Here is a 14,966-nt window from a genome sequence, read left to right as displayed (position 1 = left end):
ATGCCCGCCGTGCCGATTTCTCCGGCCGGCACGTCGGGCCGGCGGCCCTTGACCATGGGCGTGCTCTGCGGCTTGGCGACCGCCTTCATCTGGGCGAGTTGGTCTGTTGCAACCCGCTTCGCAGTCACCACCACACTGGGGCCGCACGACGTGACCTTCCTGCGTTTTGGTGTTTCGGCCCTGCTCTTGTGGCCCATCCTGGTGCGGCACGGACTGGGCCTGAAAAAGATCGGACTGGTGCGGCTTCTGGTGATGATCCTCGGTGCCGGGGTCCCGTTCATGATGCTCGGCTCGTTCGGAATGCAGTTTGCACCCGCCTCGCATGTGGCCGCCCTCATGATCGGGATGATGCCCATATGGGTGGTCGTGCTTTCGAGGCTGCTTTTCGGAGAGGTCTTTTCGAAGAAACAGCTGGCAGGCCTGGCCACGGTCATCGCGGGCGCCCTGTGCATCAGTGGCTACGCGCTATTTGCCAATCGAACTGCAGGCGAATGGCGCGGCGACCTGCTCTTTCTGCTTGCCGGCCTGTGCTTTGCAAGCTTTACCGTAGCGCAAAGGCAATCGGGCATCAGCCCCTGGCACGCCACGGCATTGGTCAATGTCTGCTCGGCCGTGCTTTTCGCGCCGATTTACTTCTTCTTGCTGTCGCCCAACATCTTCTCGGCACCGCCAGCGGTCGTGGGCTTTCAGGTCGTCGCCCAAGGTATCGCCGTCGCCATCCTGGGGATGTACTTCTTCACTGAAGCAGTGCGCCGGCTCGGGGCACCTCGGGCTGCGATCTTCGGCGCCCTGGCGCCGTCGCTTGCTGCTTTGATCGCCATGGTCGTGCTAAATGAAATCCCCGCGCTACTGACGACGGTCGGCATTGCATTGGTAATGGTCGGCGTGGCGCTGGTTGTCACTGGGGATAGGCCGAAACCAGTCCAGCCTTGAGTGCGCGTTTTCGCGCACCTCATGAAAACGGACAGATAAGGGAGCTATCAGATGACTGCAGAACAGGCGACGGACACGTCGGTAATCGACCCTCCAGCCTCAGACCTCAACGAAGCATCTACGCTGAGGGCCCTCAGCGCTGGCTGGACGACAGCGCAGGACCGCGCCTTCTTGGTCCCGATTCTCAATTGGGCTTTCGCCGCCATGCTTGATGGCCCTGTCATACAAGCACCTCACAATGAGGGCGATGACCCGCTGGCATATGCGGCCGTCTTCTTCGGAAAGCATTTGGTCGACCGGTTCAACACAGCGACTGACAAGGTCAGTCCAGCGAGGGTGACAGACCTTACCGCGCCGACTTTTGCCAAACACTTTGTCACGTCGGGACAAGAACTGTTCAATAGCGCCCCTGCCCGTACGCGCAGTGCCATGATTCGGGCGCACGTCGATTTCGGATTTCAGGTCCTGACGGCCGTTGAGAAGTCCATCATTCGAGCGGCAATCGACGATGGTGACCATCTCGTGGAGCCCGTGCGTCACGGCAAGTCGACCGGCCCCGTGGCTACCGAGGACAAGGCCGCGCAGGACCTGATTGTCTGCCAGCTGAAGTTCCTCGCCGACCTGCATGCTGCCCTCCGATTCAATCGGCTGGAAGCCGCGTCAAACCGGATTCAGGCCAGGCGCAGTCTTGAACGCAGCGATGAGCCGCCGATAGCGCTCCATCCTGGCATGGGCGAGATCATGTTCGAAGAAGCGGACGACACCCGTGAAATCCGTTTCGCTGTCGAGCGCTACCCGATGACGGCCGAGGTGCTGGATCCCCGAGTCGTACGGATCCCGCCTGGTAAGTTCAACAATCGCCACAAGCACGCGCATGAGACGCTGTTCTACTTCATTTCGGGCGCGGGTCGAATCCTGGTTGGCGACACCTGGGTTCCTGTGAAGCAGGGCGATGCGGTTTTTTCTCCGCGCTGGGCCATTCATCAAACGCATAACACGGGCTCGGAGGAGTTGGTTCTTCTAGCCATCACCGACTACTACTTGACCAATCAGGTTTACATAGGAAGGTACGACAAGATCTGACGAGCTGCGGCGCCACCATGTTCATTACTAACTACTACCAATCAGTCAGAGTAGGAATGTCAGTCACCCAACACCCCCTCCACAGATCCGTACGTGCGGAGCTACCGCATACGGCTCCTGCCTTGGGTCATGACGATCAGACGCTGGTTCGGGTAGGGGTGGCAGATGTTCGGGACAGGCAGCCAGCGCGCCATCAAGCGATACATGCGTCGCCAAGGCAGGTCGTGGCTCTGGCTGCGGCGGCACAGCGTGCGATGCCACAGCCCGACGACCTGATGGCGGAATGTCCTCAGCCGCGCGCCGTTGCACGGCACGCCGAAGTAGCGCGCATGCCCAGTCACCACCGCCCGCAGGTACTGGCCCTGCTCCGGGATGGGTTGGTGCATGCGCCTTCTGAGTTCGAGCTTGATCACCTGCAGCTTGGCTCGCAGGCGTTTGGCACTGGTGAGTCGCAGGACCATGAACTTGCCCTTTCGGGTCGTCCCGCAGCAATGCGTGAACCCCAGGAAGTCGAAGGTCTGCGGCTTGCCTTGTCCCTTGCGGCGTCGGTTCTCGTGGGCGAAGCGCCCGAACTCGATCAGCCGCGTCTTCTCGGGATGCAGCTTCAACCCGAACTGGCCCAGCCGCTCGGCCACCGCGCGCTGGAAGCGCTCGGCGTCATCACGGAACTGGAACCCCGCAACCCAATCGTCGGCGTAGCGCACGACGATCACGTCACCCCGGGCATGGCGCCCCCTCCACTGCTTCACCCACAGGTCCAACGCATAGTGCAGGTAGATGTTGGCCAGCAGCGGACTGATGCTCCCGCCCTGAACCGTCCCCAACTCACCTTGCGTGAGCCTGCCGTCCTCCAGCACGCCCGCGTGCAGCCATTTCTTGATCAGCCGCACCACGCGCGTGTCAGCCACGCGATGTTCGATGAACTTCACCAGCCAGTCCCTTTCGATCGTGTCGAAGAACTTGGCGATGTCCGCATCGAGTATCCAGTTCACCTTCCTTGCGCCCACACCCACCGCCACGGCATCCAGCGCGTTGTGCGCGCTGCGCCCGGGCCTGAAGCCGTAGCTGAACCCGAGGAAGTCCTGCTCGTAGATGGCGTTCAACACTTCGACCGTGGCACGCTGGACGAGCTTGTCCTCCAGCGCCGGCACGCCCAGCGGGCGCTTGCTGCCGTCGGCCTTGTCGATGTACACCCTCTTCACAGGCTGGGGCCGGTAGCCCCCTCGGGCCAGCCGCTCGGACAACTCCAGGAGATTGCCCTCCAGGTCCTGTCCGTACGTCTGCCAGGTCTGGCCGTCCACCCCGGCGGCCGCGTCGCGCTTGAGCGCGAGGTAAGCCGCCCGCAGGCGTTCGACCGCGTAGATGTGATGCAGCAGTCCCGTGAACCTCGCATCACGACGGCCCTTTGCCGTCTGTCGTATGCCATCGAGCGCGGTTCCCATGTCATAGACCCGCACCGATCTGCGGGACATGCGCGCCGCGATGGCATTTCCCTTGGCCTGCCGCCTTCCCTCCACCACCTCCGCCGCCGCAGGAGCTTCCCCCGCAGCCTTGTTCGGCAGCTTCTTCGGTACTACGCAGCAGTCCGACTTCCCGCGCCTGTGGCTCATCGTCGTACGCCCTTGGGCTTCACGATGCGCTCTGCAGCCAGCGCTTCCCAGCGCTGCGCAGAAGGACGCGGGATCTCCCGGTTCCCGAACAAAGTGCTTGCGTGCGTGCTCGGGGTCTTTGACCGCGCGGGGTCCGCCTCTGCCTCGCCAATGCGGCAGCGACGGTGTGACCTTCGGCATTCTCCTACTGCCTCGGCACCCCGGACCACCCGCAGCTGTCGCCACGGGGCATGTATTACGCGGCTCGATACCCGGCCCGCTCGTCCCCCTATCAACGCTTCGCCCACACCCTCGCGGATGTGCACGCATGACTCGGGGCCGCCGTAGCTGGCTAAGCCTTCAACGTATGAAACTTTCATTCACAACACTTTGCCGGTTTTGACCGGCGCACAGGAGACACAAATGCAACAATTCTGGAAGCTCGCCGATTCGAGCAAGACGGAGGCCGAGTTCATCGCCGACCGAAAGCTGAAGGAACTGCAGACCCTGCCCATCGAATCCCTGCGCAAAATCTTCGTGCAGTACCGATACTTCACGATCTACTACATTGCGGACATGGCCCTGCTGGTGCACCGCCTGCCATTTGGCAAGCTGCGATCTTTGCTCGCCGAGTTCCTGAGCGAAGAACTTGGCGATGGATCGCCCACCCATGCGCACCCAGACCTGTACGACAGTTTCCTTGCCAGCGTCGGCGTTGACGCCAGAGGGTGCCAGCCGATTCCGAGCAACGTGAAGCTGCTCGAAGGGATCAGTTCGTTGATGGAGACAGAGTCGTCGACTCAAGGTGTCGGTCTCCGCGGCCTAGGCGGCGAATGTTTGTGTCAGCTCTACCTCTCTGCCATGTACTCCCACTTCAGCCGCAATCCCGCAATCGAAGCTATGTCAGATCGCGTCGATTGGCGCTTCTGGAGAATTCATATCGGCGACGTCGACATCCAGCATCGGTTGAAGTTGCGCGCGGCCATCGATGAAGAAATCGCTCGTTCGCCCGAATGCGAGGATGAAATCCGGATCGGGTATGAAAAGAGCAAAGCCGCTTGGGATCAGTTCTGGACCAACATCTTCGAAGCCGAAATGGTGATGGACGCGTAGTGCCAGGGAGGCCATCAAAGTTGGGAGCTGGGGGCCGCTGATGGACAAAAATGGGCGGGAGCAAAAAAACTCAGGCGGGCCGGCAATGCACCGGCCCGCCCGATCGACGGTCAACTCGCGACGCCGCCTCAGCGCCCCAGATCGAAGCGATCGAGGTTCATCACCTTGGTCCAAGCCGCCACGAAGTCATCGACGAACTTCTTCTTGCCGTCGGCGCTTCCGTAGACCTCCGCGATCGCACGCAGTTGCGAGTTCGAACCGAAGACGAGGTCGATGCGCGTGCCGGTCCACTTGACCTTGCCGGTCTTGCGGTCGCGGCCTTCGAACTGCTCCTTGGCGTCCGAGGTGGGCTTCCACTCTGTGCCCATGTCGAGCAGGTTGACGAAGTAGTCGTTGCTGAGGGTGCCCGGCTTCTGCGTGAAGACGCCGTGCTTGCTGCCGCCGACGTTGGCGCCCAGTACGCGCAGGCCGCCGACGAGCACCGTCATCTCCGGCGCGGTGAGCGTCAGCAGTTGTGCCTTGTCGATCAGCAGTGCTTCGGCCGGCACGGCGAACTGTGCCTTGACGAAGTTGCGGAAGCCATCGGCCACCGGCTCCAGCACCGCGAAGGATTCGACGTCGGTCTGGTCCTGCGACGCATCCCCGCGGCCCGGCGAGAACGGCACGGTGACATCCTGGCCCGCGTCCTTGGCAGCCTTCTCGACGGCGGCATTGCCCGCCAGCACGATCAGGTCGGCCAGCGAGATCTTCTTGCCGCCGCTTTGCGCGGCGTTGAATTTCTCCTGGATGCCCTGCAGCGTCTGCAGCACCTTGGCGAGCTGGTCCGGCTGGTTGACGGCCCAGTCCTTCTGCGGCGCGAGACGGATGCGCGCGCCGTTTGCGCCGCCACGCTTGTCGGAACCGCGGAAGGTCGAGGCCGACGCCCATGCGGTCGAGACGAGTTGCGGCACGGTCAGGCCCGAGGCCAGCACGTCCTTCTTGAGCGCGGCGATGTCCTTCGCGTCGACCAGCGGATGGTCGACCTTCGGGATCGGGTCCTGCCAGATCAGTCGCTCGGCCGGCACTTCGGGGCCGAGGTAGCGGGCGATCGGCCCCATGTCGCGGTGCGTGAGCTTGAACCATGCGCGTGCGAAGGCATCCGCGAACTCGTCGGGATGCTCCATGAAGCGGCGCGAGATCTTCTCGAAGTCCGGGTCCATGCGCATCGTCAGGTCGGTGGTCAGCATGGTCGGCAGCACCTTCTTCGACGGATCGTGTGCGTGGGGAATGGTCGCCTGCGCACCCTTGGCCACCCACTGCTTCGCGCCGGCCGGGCTCTTGGTCAGCTCCCATTCGTAGCCGAACAGGTTCTCGAAGTAGCTGTTGCTCCACTTCGTCGGCGAGGTGGTCCAGGTGACTTCCAGGCCGCTGCTGATGGTGTCGGCGCCCTTGCCGGTGCCGTAGGCGCTCTTCCAGCCCAGGCCCTGCTCTTCGAGACCGGCCGCTTCGGGTACCTGTCCCACGTTGCTGGCCGGGCCGGCGCCGTGCGTCTTGCCGAAGGTGTGGCCGCCGGCGATGAGCGCGACGGTTTCCTCGTCGTTCATCGCCATGCGGCCGAAGGTGTCGCGGATGTCCTTGGCCGCGGCGATCGGGTCGGCGCTGGCTTCCGGGCCTTCGGGGTTGACGTAGATCAGGCCCATCTGCACGGCCCCGAACGGATTCTCGAGGTTGCGCGTCTTAGGGGGCGTCTGGCCGTCCTTGCCGTAGCGGACGTCGTCGGCCAGCCAGGTCGTCTCGCGGCCCCAGGACACGTCATGGTCCGGCTCCCACACATCGGGTCGGCCGCCGCCGAAGCCGAAGGTCTTGAAGCCCATGGTTTCGAGGGCCACGTTGCCGGAGAGGATCATCAGGTCGGCCCAGGAGATCTTCTGGCCGTACTTCTGCTTGATCGGCCAGAGAAGGCGACGGGCCTTGTCGAGGCTGACGTTGTCCGGCCAGCTGTTGAGCGGCGCGAAGCGCTGCTGGCCGCGGCCACCGCCTCCGCGTCCATCGCCGATGCGATATGTGCCTGCGCTGTGCCAGGCCATGCGGATGAAGAGCGGGCCGTAGTGGCCGAAGTCCGCCGGCCACCAGTCCTGCGAGTCGGTCATCAGGTCGGCGAGATCCTTCTTGAGCGCCGCATAGTCGAGGCTCTTGAAGGCCTTCGCGTAGTCGAAGTCGCCGTCGAGGGGGTCTGATTTGGAGGAATGCTGATGAAGCAGGTCGAGGCGCAGTTGCTGCGGCCACCAGTCGCGGTTGGTGGTTCCACCGCCGGCCCCGCTGAACGGGCACTTGGCTTCCGTCTTGTCTACAGTCTTTTCGCTACTCATGGATGCCACTCCTTAGGATGTATCGAGGGAGGAAAGGGCATTCTGTGACAGAAGCCGTTCGGGTGCGACCAAAAACGACTATGGCAACGATAGCAAGCGTTGACGGTCAGGCTGCCGGTGTGCTTGCCTACCTTCTGGCGCGCTGGATGCGCGGGAAGAACCACCTGCGGCTCGGCTTCGTCCAGAGCAGCGCGACCCCGATCAGGCACAGCAGCGCCTCGGCCGCTTCGAACAGCAGGTCGCCTTCGGCCACCGGCTGGTCGATCCCGCCGGTGACGAGGTCCAGGAGATTCGGCAGCTCGAGCACCAGCAGCAGGATGGTCAGCACGATGGCCGCCCACCGCGCCCGCCCGACGATGCGCCAGAGCAGGTAGGCGACCACCAGCATCACCGCCGCGACGACCATCAGCCCGTAGGCCTGGCCTTCGCCCGGCAGCTCGTTCAGCGCGATGAGCCAGGAGACCAGGTCGACAGCGAGCGCAACGGACAGAAGCGCGACCGCCACGTACACGGTCGTCGGCTTGCGGGAATAGTCAACAGGGGCCACCGGCCCTCCTTCGGAAACTGGGAAGGGCTTCATTTTGTCGCCAGCATCTACCTGCTTGCTGACAAGCCTGTGACCGGAATCCTTGAGCTCCACGTCGAAGGCCTGCTCGCGCGAAGGGTCGAGCGTGCGCAGGGTCGATTCGAAATGTTCGATATGCAGCGTGTCCTCGGGCCACGCGGCGCAATGGCTTTCGAGCGCCGACAGCATGCGACTTCGGGCCGCAGGGATACACCTGGTTACCCGTTTCGGGCATGGCGAGCAGCGCGGCCAGTCTATCTGCGCGGCATCAGCGCGGTGGCGGCCCCGGTCTACGACTTCACCGGCCGCGTGTGCGCGGTGATCACCGCGCTCGGCGCGAGCGGCGGCTTCGATCCCTCGGCCGACGGCGTGATCGCGACGGCGGTGCTGCGCGAAGCCGAGGCTACGAGCGCCAAGCTGGGCCACGCCCCATCAGCCGCAAACGCCCGGGGCAACTAGCGGCATGCGCCTACCCGAAGTCGGGCGGATGCGCCGGTGTCGGCACGGCATGGATGAGGGCAAGTTGGTTGGCATGAAAGTCCTCGTTCCACTCCTCCTGGCCGCTGCCGCCCTCGCCGGTTGCGTGGCTGTTCCCTACGACGCCGGTCCGCCGCCGGGCGCCTACTACAGCCGCCATGCCCCGCCGCCGCCGGGTTGGCGGCGCGACTACGACCGCGACGGCGTGCCGGACCGCTACGACCGCCTTCCGTACGATCCGTACCGCTACTAAGGTCTAGGTCTGGATGAACTCGCCGGGCGCCAGCCCGGACTGCGGCGGCTGCGCCTCGCCCATCATCTCGCGCAGCGTCGACTCGATCATGGCCGACATCGCATCGAGCGCGAGGTCGTTGGGCTCGGTGCCGAAGGGCTCCTCGATCTCCGCGCCCAATGCTTCGAGCGCGAAGAAGGTGTAGGCAATGAAGGCGACGATCACCGGCGTCGTCGGCCCGATCGCATCGACCAGCCCGAAGGGCAGCAGCACGCAGTACAGATAGATCGTGCGATGGATGATCACCGAGTAAGTGAACGGGATCGGCGTGCCAGCGATGCGCTCGCAGCCGCCCAGGGCTTCGGTCAGCCGGCCGAGCGGTATTTCCATGGCCTGCACCAGCGCCGGTGAGAGCTGGCCCGCCTGACGGCGGTCGCGCAGCCATTCGCCGGCCATCAGCAGCAGCATCGCCGGCTTGTAGAGCGCGGTCTGCAGGCGTGCGCAATCCTGCGCCGGAAGCAATCGTTCCAGATCGGCGCTCGGGTCCGTCATGCGCAGCTGGTGCCGCAGCGCATGCACGAACGCGATCAGCCGCGCCGCGAGCGTGGACGCATCCGATGGCGGATCGACCAGGGTCAGCGCCTGCCGCAGCAGCGCGCGCGTCTCGTTGAGGAGCAGGCCCCAGAGCGTGCGCGCCTCCCAGTAGCGCGCATAGCTCGTGCTGTTGCGAAAGCCCAGGAAGATCGCCAGGGTCAGGCCGATGAGCGAGAACGGCACGAAGTTGAGCGGGATCTTCCACGCGAACACGCGCCCGTGCAGCAGCGTGACGAGGATCGCGAAGGCGGTGGTCGCGAGCAGCTGGGGCAGGATCACCGGCAGCACCGAGCCGCGCCAGACGAACAGCATGCGGAACCAGTTCGGGCGCGGGCGGACGATCATGCGCCGGCTCAGCAGGTCACGCCGCCGTCCACGCGGCCGAGCCGGCGCGTGGCCATGCGCTCGGCGATCGCACGGCCGATGCCGCGCGACGAGCCGGTGATGATGGCGACCTTGCCGGCCAGCGAAAACAAGGGGGCGGACGTGGGCATCGATGTCTCCTTCTCGGTGTGGGCGGCGTGGGTTCCGCCCGATTGGAACGCACCGGCCCGCCGCGCGCCCGTCACCTATTTGTCTTGCTCGCGGATGCCCTTCCAGGTCTGCTCGTACGCCTCCGTGAGCCGCTGGTATTCGGCGAAGCCGTCGCCGGCGACCTGGTCGCGGCGGGTCTCGAAGTCCGGGCTGCGCTCGGCGAACTCCAGCTTCTCCTTGAGGTCCTTCAGGTCGCTGCAATAGGTGCGCAGCGCGATCCACAGCTCGCGCGGCGCATAGAAGGTCTTGACCAGCGTGACCAACGTCACCGCGGCGCTCAGCACCAGCACCACGTTGGTCGCGAGCGCGCCGAGTCCGGCGCCGCCTGCCACCTGGAATCCCGTGATCACGGTGATCGCCGCGGAGAGCACGGCGATCGCGAGCTGCGTCACGAAGCTCGACACCCGGTACCAGTTGGCGCGCGGCTCCCGGTCCCGCAGCTGCGCGTCGATCGCCTGGTAGACGTATTGCAGCTGAGTGGCCTGGGGCACCGGCGTGAGCGGCGCCACGCGCTGCGACGACGCCTCGAGGGCGGGTTCGACCTGCTGCGGCAGGTTTGAAGGATCAGCGGCCATGGACGACTCCTTCCTCGTTCCGGTCGGCCGGAAGTCCCCGCATCATCGCATCGAACCCGCCCGGGGGGCGGCCCGATACCCCGAACGGCCTAGAGGGGCGTGTTCATCCTAGGACCCGATCCGGATTGACACCCCGCCCGAAAGCCTGAACGATGCCCTACCCCACCTGCGCGAGGAGACGGCGATGCAGAAGAAGGTCGGTGTCGAAGCCATCAACGTGCGTTCGGGAACCACGACGCAGGCGAACAACATCCTCGCGACGCTCGAACTCGGGCACCCGGTCGAGGACCTGGAAGACGGGCCTGCGGGCTGGGTGCATGTGCGCACCGACGTCGAGGGCAGGGAGATCGAAGGCTTTTCGGTCAGCGAACTCCAGAAGACCGCGGCCTGGAACCCGCCGCCGCAGCCCACCTTCCGTCCGCTCGAAAACGATGCGCGCGAGGCGCTGGCCGATGCGGCCATCGCGCAGTGGATCCGCTTCGACCACGGCAACGGGCAGGAGAACAAGGAACCCTTCAGCAGCTTCATCGGCGCGATGTGGAAGCACTTCGGCCAGAACTTCACCGGCAAGAACCAGGACATGCCCTGGTCGGCGGTCGCGATCTCGCTGATGGTGCGCAATGCCGCGGCCAAGGGCTTCGAGGCCTACGGCAACTTTCCGGAATCGACGGGGCACGCGCGCTACATCTGGTCCTCGATCCGCGCCATGGCGAGCGGCGACATGACATCCACCTTCTGGGGCGTGCGCCGCGACAACCAGAAGCCGCTGGTCGGCGACATCATCGCGAACTGGCGCAGCGATCCGCACAGCTACGACCAGTTCCTCGCCGCGCCGCAGAACCCCGAGTGGCCCAGCCACACCGACATCGTGGTGGCGGTCGGGCCGAACCTGTGCCTGGCGATCGGCGGCAACGTCCGCAACACGGTCTACGCCACGCGCTACCAGCTCGACAACGGCGGCTTCCTGTCTGCGAACCAGCGCATCGCAGACGGCAAGCTCGTAGGCGAGGTCATCGCGCTGATGTCGAACCGCGCCTGACGCACCTCTGCGGCTGAGCAAACCTCAGGTTTTCACCACTTTTGCGGCCGGGCCCGTTGGTGCAGCATGCACCGGGTTGGTCGTTCCAGGTTGCGAGTCAACGCGAGGAATGAGGGTGGGAACCCTTACTTCATGAGTTTTACGCAACACCGACGAAGTCCGAACCAAGCTCGCCGACGAAATGACGAGTATTTCAACGGAACGTCGAAAACCAGGCCGCACAATGACGATGTGTCGCCTACACCCTGACCGACTCCAGTCCTAGACTTCGGCTGCCAGGGAAACGGTGTTTCCAAATCAAACAATGGCGAGCTTTTTGCTAGGAGATGTTGCCGTGATAACGAAACGATTTTTCTTGAACGCCCTGGTCGCGCTCGCGTCCCTCGGCACGGTCGGGATCAGCGCTGCGCAGGATGCCGAATCCACGATGGCCCGCGTTCAGCGCACCAAGGTTCTTCGGGTCGGCGCCGTCGCGGGAGCCGTTCCCTACTTCAACAAGGACCTGGCCAGCGGAAAGTGGGAAGGCTTCGGCCCCGACTTCGCCGAAAGCCTCGCCAAGAAGCTGGGTGCCAAGGTCGAGTACGTCGAGACGACCTGGGGCAACGCGGTCCTGGACCTGCAGTCCAACAAGATCGACGCCATGTACGGGATGGCGCCCACGCCCGCCCGCAGGGAAGTGGTGAACTTCACCGACACCCTCTTCGACAACACGTACACGGTCGTCTGTCGCAAGGGCTTTCCCTCGAAGTCCTGGGAAGAACTGAACGCTCCGGGCAACAAGATCGTGGTCGATGTCGGTTCCAGCCACGACCAGCTCGCCTCGAAGATCCTGACCAAGGCCGACGTGACGCGCCTGGAAAACAGCGGCGCAGCGACCTTGGCGTTGCAGTCCGGCCGTGCGGATTGCCAGATCCTGGTGGTCCTGCTTGCGCAGCCGCTGTTGGTCAAGCGCGCCACGCTCGGGACGATGTACATCCCGCAGCCGGTGTACACCGCCCCCGTGAGCATCGGCATCCGCAAGGAAAGCGACCCGGCATTCCAGAAGGCGGCCAACGAATGGCTGGCGGATGTTCGAGCCAAGGGCGAAGTTCGAAAGGTCATCCTGACGAACATGGAAAAGCTCGCCGGCGTGCCCGAGAGCGCCTTCCCGCCAGAAGTCAAATTCTGAGGGCTCGGCCATGCAACACGTCGAGTCAGATCCGGAAGCGAACAACCGCTCCGTGTTCGGCGTCGCGGCAGGCGTGCTCGTGACGGCGCTCGCCCTGTGGGCCCTGGTTCGCCATTTCGGCGGCGGTGCGGCAGGTACGGGCTACGACTGGGACTTCGGATCCCTCTGGAAGTACCGCAATCTGCTGGCTTCAGGCCTCGGGTACACCCTCCTCTTCACCATCGTGTGCGTGGCGCTCGGCCTGGCCGTCGGCCTCGTGGCCGGCCTGGGCCGCCTCTCGACCAATCCCGTCATCACGACGCCCCTGCGGGCCTACGTCGAGGTCTTCAGGTGCACGCCGGTCCTGGTGCAACTCGTGTGGTTCTACTACGCCCTGCCGGTCCTGACCGGCATCGAGTTGTCGGCCGTGGCCGCTGCGACGCTGTGCCTTGCGCTGTACGGCGGTGCGTTCTACTCCGAGATCATCCGGGGCGGCATCATCTCGATCGATCCTGGCCAGACGGAAGCCGCCAGGGCGATCGGCATGACCCGCTTTCAGCTGATGCGACGAATCATCCTGCCCCAGGCGTTCAAGAAGATGACGCCGCCGCTGATGAACCAGTCGATCATGCAGCTGAAGAACACATCGCTGTTGTCCGTGCTTGCCGTGCCGGACCTGTTGTACCAGGGCCAGGTCATCGCGCACGACAACTATCGTCCGCTCGAGGTCTACACCTTCACCGCGATCGCCTACTTCGCCGTGCTCTTCCCGGTCACGATCTGGGTCAAGCGCCTGGAATACGGCTCTGGCCCGAAGGAGGCCTGAATGTCCCGCCCCGTCATCGAGATTTCCGGCCTGAAAAAGTCCTTCGGAAGCAATGCGGTCCTGAAGGACATCAACCTCCAGGTCGACCGCGGCCAGGTCGTCGCCCTCATCGGCCCCTCCGGATCCGGCAAGTCGACGCTTCTGCGCTGCATCAATCTGCTGTCGGTGCCCAATGCGGGCCGCATCACCGTCGGCGAACAGACCATCGAGTTCAACGGCAGGCAGACCACCTTGCCGAAGGAGAAGAGCCTCGCCAGGTTCCGGGCATCGACCGGCATGGTCTTCCAGCACTTCAATCTCTTTCCTCACATGACGGCGCTTCAGAACGTCATGGAAGGACCGGTCACCGTGCTGAAGATGCCGAAGGCCGAAGCGGAGGCCAGAGCGCGCGACCTCCTGGGCAAGGTGGGCCTCGCCGAGCGGGCCGACTACCATCCCGACAAGCTGTCCGGAGGCCAGAAGCAGCGGGTCGCCATCGCGAGGGCGCTGGCGATGAAGCCGGCCGTCATGCTCTTCGACGAAGCCACCTCGGCGCTGGACCCGGAACTGGTCGGCGAGGTGCTCAACGTCATCAAGGGCCTCGCCAAGGAGGGCATGACCATGATTCTCGTCACGCACGAGATCGCCTTCGCGCGTGAAGTCGCGGACCAGGTGATCTTCATGCGCGACGGCGTGGTCGCGGAGTGCGGTCCGCCTTCCGTGGTGATCGACAACCCTCGGCAGGAGTCGACCCGCGCGTTCCTCGGTCGCTTCAAGGCGTCGGAACAAAACGTCGTTCCGATGCGCTCTGCGGCCGCGGCCGCCGCCTGAACTCCTTCAGCGGTGCGTCGATCGCGGCTGCACGGCCTTGGCCTCTTGAACCAGCCAGTCGCGGAAGGCCAGTGCGAGCGGGTTCTGGCTGCCGGCGTCGGGCAGCACGACGTAGTACGCCTGCTGGGTGACCAGGACCTCGTGCGACAGAAGGACCAGGCGCTCGGATTGCAGTTCTTCCTCGACCAGGAAACGCGGCACCAAGGCGACTCCATGACCGCTCGCCGCGGCCTGGACCAGCATCGAGAACTGCTCGTAGCGTGGTCCCCGCATCGCGGCTGAGGTCGAGACACCCACCTGATCGAACCATTCCGCCCATTGGGTGGGACGGGTCGACTGCTGAAGCAGTGTTTCGCCGGGCAAGTCCGCCTTGGTCCGAATGCGATGCCGCCGCTTGAATTCCGGGCTGCAAACCGGCAGCACGCTCTCCGCGAGCAGATAGGTGCAGGACGCCTCGGGCCAGAAGTCCTCACCGTAGTGGATCGCCGCGTCGAACGGCTCCCGATGGAAATCGAAAGGCTCCGTCTTGCTTGCGTAGTTGACGATGACCTTCGGAAACCGAGCGACGAACCGGCTCATGCGAGGAATCAACCAGCGCGTGGCGAACATCGGCAGCACGGCGAGATTCAGCACCTCGCCAACCCCTCCGAGGGTCATCACCTTCTGGGTCGCCTGGGAAACCGACTCCATTGCGCCGCGCAGCTCCGCTGCATACACGCGCCCCGCATCGGTGAGAACGACGCGCTGACGGACCCGATGGAACAGGACCGTGCCGACCTGGTCCTCCAGCTGCTTGATCTGGCGCGAAACAGCGCTTTGCGTGAGGTGCAGCTCCTCGGCGGCGCGCGAGATGCTGCCGTGTCTGGCCGCGCACTCGAAGGCCATCAGCACGCCCATCGACGGCAAAAAATCGCGTTTGAACATCTTGCGCCTGACGTATGAAACCCGAGGCAAGGGCCGGAGCGCTTCCTATGAGTGTCCAGCCCACTTCATTCCATTTGAACATGATTTCGTTCGAAATGAACGATATCCGAACGCCGCGTCCGCCGCGATAGTGAAGGCCTCGGGACCCCGCCCCATCGATCGCCCTCCCTCATTCGA

15 protein-coding genes and 1 pseudogene are annotated in these 14,966 nt (G+C 64.4%); 9 read left to right on the top strand and 7 right to left on the bottom strand.

Annotation, left to right across the window (positions count from 1 at the left end):
- Positions 1 to 933: a DMT family transporter gene (locus VAR608DRAFT_RS08865; protein WP_231973372.1), complete on the top strand. Its 933-nt coding sequence runs from the start codon at positions 1 to 3 to the stop codon at positions 931 to 933.
- A 51-nt stretch (positions 934 to 984) separates the two neighbouring features.
- Positions 985 to 2,016, top strand: a complete 1,032-nt coding sequence (locus VAR608DRAFT_RS08860) for a cupin domain-containing protein (RefSeq protein WP_088953728.1) — start codon at positions 985 to 987, stop codon at positions 2,014 to 2,016.
- A 101-nt stretch (positions 2,017 to 2,117) separates the two neighbouring features.
- On the opposite strand, the gene ltrA is transcribed toward VAR608DRAFT_RS08860, so the two are convergent.
- A complete protein-coding gene (gene ltrA / locus VAR608DRAFT_RS08855) occupies positions 2,118 to 3,626 on the bottom strand; it encodes a group II intron reverse transcriptase/maturase (RefSeq protein WP_231973370.1) in 1,509 nt (502 codons plus the stop codon).
- A 402-nt stretch (positions 3,627 to 4,028) separates the two neighbouring features.
- On the opposite strand from ltrA, the gene VAR608DRAFT_RS08850 reads away from it, so the two are divergent.
- Positions 4,029 to 4,718, top strand: a complete 690-nt coding sequence (locus VAR608DRAFT_RS08850; RefSeq protein ID WP_088953727.1) for an iron-containing redox enzyme family protein — start codon at positions 4,029 to 4,031, stop codon at positions 4,716 to 4,718.
- Between the two features lie 128 nt (positions 4,719 to 4,846).
- Here the strand turns inward: VAR608DRAFT_RS08850 and katG are convergent, their stop codons facing one another.
- Both katG and VAR608DRAFT_RS38475 read right to left on the bottom strand, forming a co-directional pair.
- A complete protein-coding gene (gene katG, locus VAR608DRAFT_RS08845; protein ID WP_088953726.1) occupies positions 4,847 to 7,066 on the bottom strand; it encodes a catalase/peroxidase HPI in 2,220 nt (739 codons plus the stop codon).
- A 127-nt stretch (positions 7,067 to 7,193) separates the two neighbouring features.
- A complete protein-coding gene (locus tag VAR608DRAFT_RS38475; RefSeq protein WP_443082926.1) occupies positions 7,194 to 7,820 on the bottom strand; it encodes a hypothetical protein in 627 nt (208 codons plus the stop codon).
- 42 nt (positions 7,821 to 7,862) lie between these two features.
- Here VAR608DRAFT_RS38475 and VAR608DRAFT_RS08835 point away from each other — a divergent pair.
- Both VAR608DRAFT_RS08835 and VAR608DRAFT_RS08830 read left to right on the top strand, forming a co-directional pair.
- Positions 7,863 to 8,090 (top strand): annotated as a pseudogene (locus tag VAR608DRAFT_RS08835) (IclR family transcriptional regulator); the annotation flags it as partial.
- Between the two features lie 73 nt (positions 8,091 to 8,163).
- Positions 8,164 to 8,361 carry a hypothetical protein gene (locus tag VAR608DRAFT_RS08830; RefSeq protein ID WP_088958688.1) on the top strand — a complete coding sequence of 66 codons (198 nt, stop codon included), beginning with the start codon at positions 8,164 to 8,166 and terminating at the stop codon, positions 8,359 to 8,361.
- Positions 8,362 to 8,364: 3 nt separating this feature from the next.
- On the opposite strand, the gene VAR608DRAFT_RS08825 is transcribed toward VAR608DRAFT_RS08830, so the two are convergent.
- The 3 genes from VAR608DRAFT_RS08825 to VAR608DRAFT_RS08815 all read right to left on the bottom strand — a co-directional run bounded on the left by VAR608DRAFT_RS08825 (position 8,365) and on the right by VAR608DRAFT_RS08815 (position 10,043).
- On the bottom strand, positions 8,365 to 9,279 hold the full coding sequence (locus tag VAR608DRAFT_RS08825) for a bestrophin family protein (RefSeq protein ID WP_088953725.1): 915 nt from the start codon (positions 9,277 to 9,279) through the stop codon (positions 8,365 to 8,367).
- Between the two features lie 8 nt (positions 9,280 to 9,287).
- Positions 9,288 to 9,428, bottom strand: a complete 141-nt coding sequence (locus tag VAR608DRAFT_RS08820) for a hypothetical protein (protein ID WP_157730746.1) — start codon at positions 9,426 to 9,428, stop codon at positions 9,288 to 9,290.
- A gap of 75 nt (positions 9,429 to 9,503) precedes the next feature.
- Entirely contained in the window at positions 9,504 to 10,043 is a 540-nt protein-coding gene (locus VAR608DRAFT_RS08815) for a DUF4231 domain-containing protein (protein WP_088953723.1), read from the bottom strand.
- A gap of 184 nt (positions 10,044 to 10,227) precedes the next feature.
- Between VAR608DRAFT_RS08815 and VAR608DRAFT_RS08810 the strand changes: the two genes are divergently transcribed.
- From VAR608DRAFT_RS08810 to VAR608DRAFT_RS08795, 4 genes are all read left to right on the top strand, one after another.
- Positions 10,228 to 11,082, top strand: a complete 855-nt coding sequence (locus VAR608DRAFT_RS08810; RefSeq protein WP_088953722.1) for a DUF2272 domain-containing protein — start codon at positions 10,228 to 10,230, stop codon at positions 11,080 to 11,082.
- 355 nt (positions 11,083 to 11,437) lie between these two features.
- Positions 11,438 to 12,250 carry a transporter substrate-binding domain-containing protein gene (locus VAR608DRAFT_RS08805; RefSeq protein ID WP_231973368.1) on the top strand — a complete coding sequence of 271 codons (813 nt, stop codon included), beginning with the start codon at positions 11,438 to 11,440 and terminating at the stop codon, positions 12,248 to 12,250.
- Between the two features lie 10 nt (positions 12,251 to 12,260).
- Entirely contained in the window at positions 12,261 to 13,055 is a 795-nt protein-coding gene (locus tag VAR608DRAFT_RS08800) for an amino acid ABC transporter permease (protein WP_088953720.1), read from the top strand.
- Complete coding sequence (locus VAR608DRAFT_RS08795) at positions 13,056 to 13,865, top strand: amino acid ABC transporter ATP-binding protein (protein ID WP_088953719.1); 810 nt, start codon at positions 13,056 to 13,058, stop codon at positions 13,863 to 13,865.
- A 6-nt stretch (positions 13,866 to 13,871) separates the two neighbouring features.
- Here the strand turns inward: VAR608DRAFT_RS08795 and gcvA are convergent, their stop codons facing one another.
- A complete protein-coding gene (gene gcvA, locus VAR608DRAFT_RS08790; protein ID WP_088953718.1) occupies positions 13,872 to 14,789 on the bottom strand; it encodes a transcriptional regulator GcvA in 918 nt (305 codons plus the stop codon).
- Between the last annotated feature and the right edge of the window lie 177 nt (positions 14,790 to 14,966).

The sequence above is a fragment of the Variovorax sp. HW608 genome (assembly GCF_900090195.1).
GTDB lineage: Bacteria > Pseudomonadota > Gammaproteobacteria > Burkholderiales > Burkholderiaceae_C > Variovorax.
This window is presented reverse-complemented; position numbering and strand designations above follow the sequence as displayed.

Coding starts and splice junctions, on each gene's coding strand:
- VAR608DRAFT_RS08830 (WP_088958688.1), top strand. CDS start 8,164: ATGAAAGTCCTCGTTCCACTCCTCCTGGCCGCTGCCGCCCTCGCCGGT.
- VAR608DRAFT_RS08810 (WP_088953722.1), top strand. CDS start 10,228: ATGCAGAAGAAGGTCGGTGTCGAAGCCATCAACGTGCGTTCGGGAACC.
- VAR608DRAFT_RS08850 (WP_088953727.1), top strand. CDS start 4,029: ATGCAACAATTCTGGAAGCTCGCCGATTCGAGCAAGACGGAGGCCGAG.
- VAR608DRAFT_RS08795 (WP_088953719.1), top strand. CDS start 13,056: ATGTCCCGCCCCGTCATCGAGATTTCCGGCCTGAAAAAGTCCTTCGGA.
- VAR608DRAFT_RS08800 (WP_088953720.1), top strand. CDS start 12,261: ATGCAACACGTCGAGTCAGATCCGGAAGCGAACAACCGCTCCGTGTTC.
- katG (WP_088953726.1), bottom strand. CDS start 7,066: ATGAGTAGCGAAAAGACTGTAGACAAGACGGAAGCCAAGTGCCCGTTC.
- VAR608DRAFT_RS08825 (WP_088953725.1), bottom strand. CDS start 9,279: ATGATCGTCCGCCCGCGCCCGAACTGGTTCCGCATGCTGTTCGTCTGG.
- ltrA (WP_231973370.1), bottom strand. CDS start 3,626: ATGAGCCACAGGCGCGGGAAGTCGGACTGCTGCGTAGTACCGAAGAAG.
- VAR608DRAFT_RS08865 (WP_231973372.1), top strand. CDS start 1: ATGCCCGCCGTGCCGATTTCTCCGGCCGGCACGTCGGGCCGGCGGCCC.
- VAR608DRAFT_RS08860 (WP_088953728.1), top strand. CDS start 985: ATGACTGCAGAACAGGCGACGGACACGTCGGTAATCGACCCTCCAGCC.
- gcvA (WP_088953718.1), bottom strand. CDS start 14,789: ATGTTCAAACGCGATTTTTTGCCGTCGATGGGCGTGCTGATGGCCTTC.
- VAR608DRAFT_RS08815 (WP_088953723.1), bottom strand. CDS start 10,043: ATGGCCGCTGATCCTTCAAACCTGCCGCAGCAGGTCGAACCCGCCCTC.
- VAR608DRAFT_RS38475 (WP_443082926.1), bottom strand. CDS start 7,820: ATGCTGTCGGCGCTCGAAAGCCATTGCGCCGCGTGGCCCGAGGACACG.
- VAR608DRAFT_RS08820 (WP_157730746.1), bottom strand. CDS start 9,428: ATGCCCACGTCCGCCCCCTTGTTTTCGCTGGCCGGCAAGGTCGCCATC.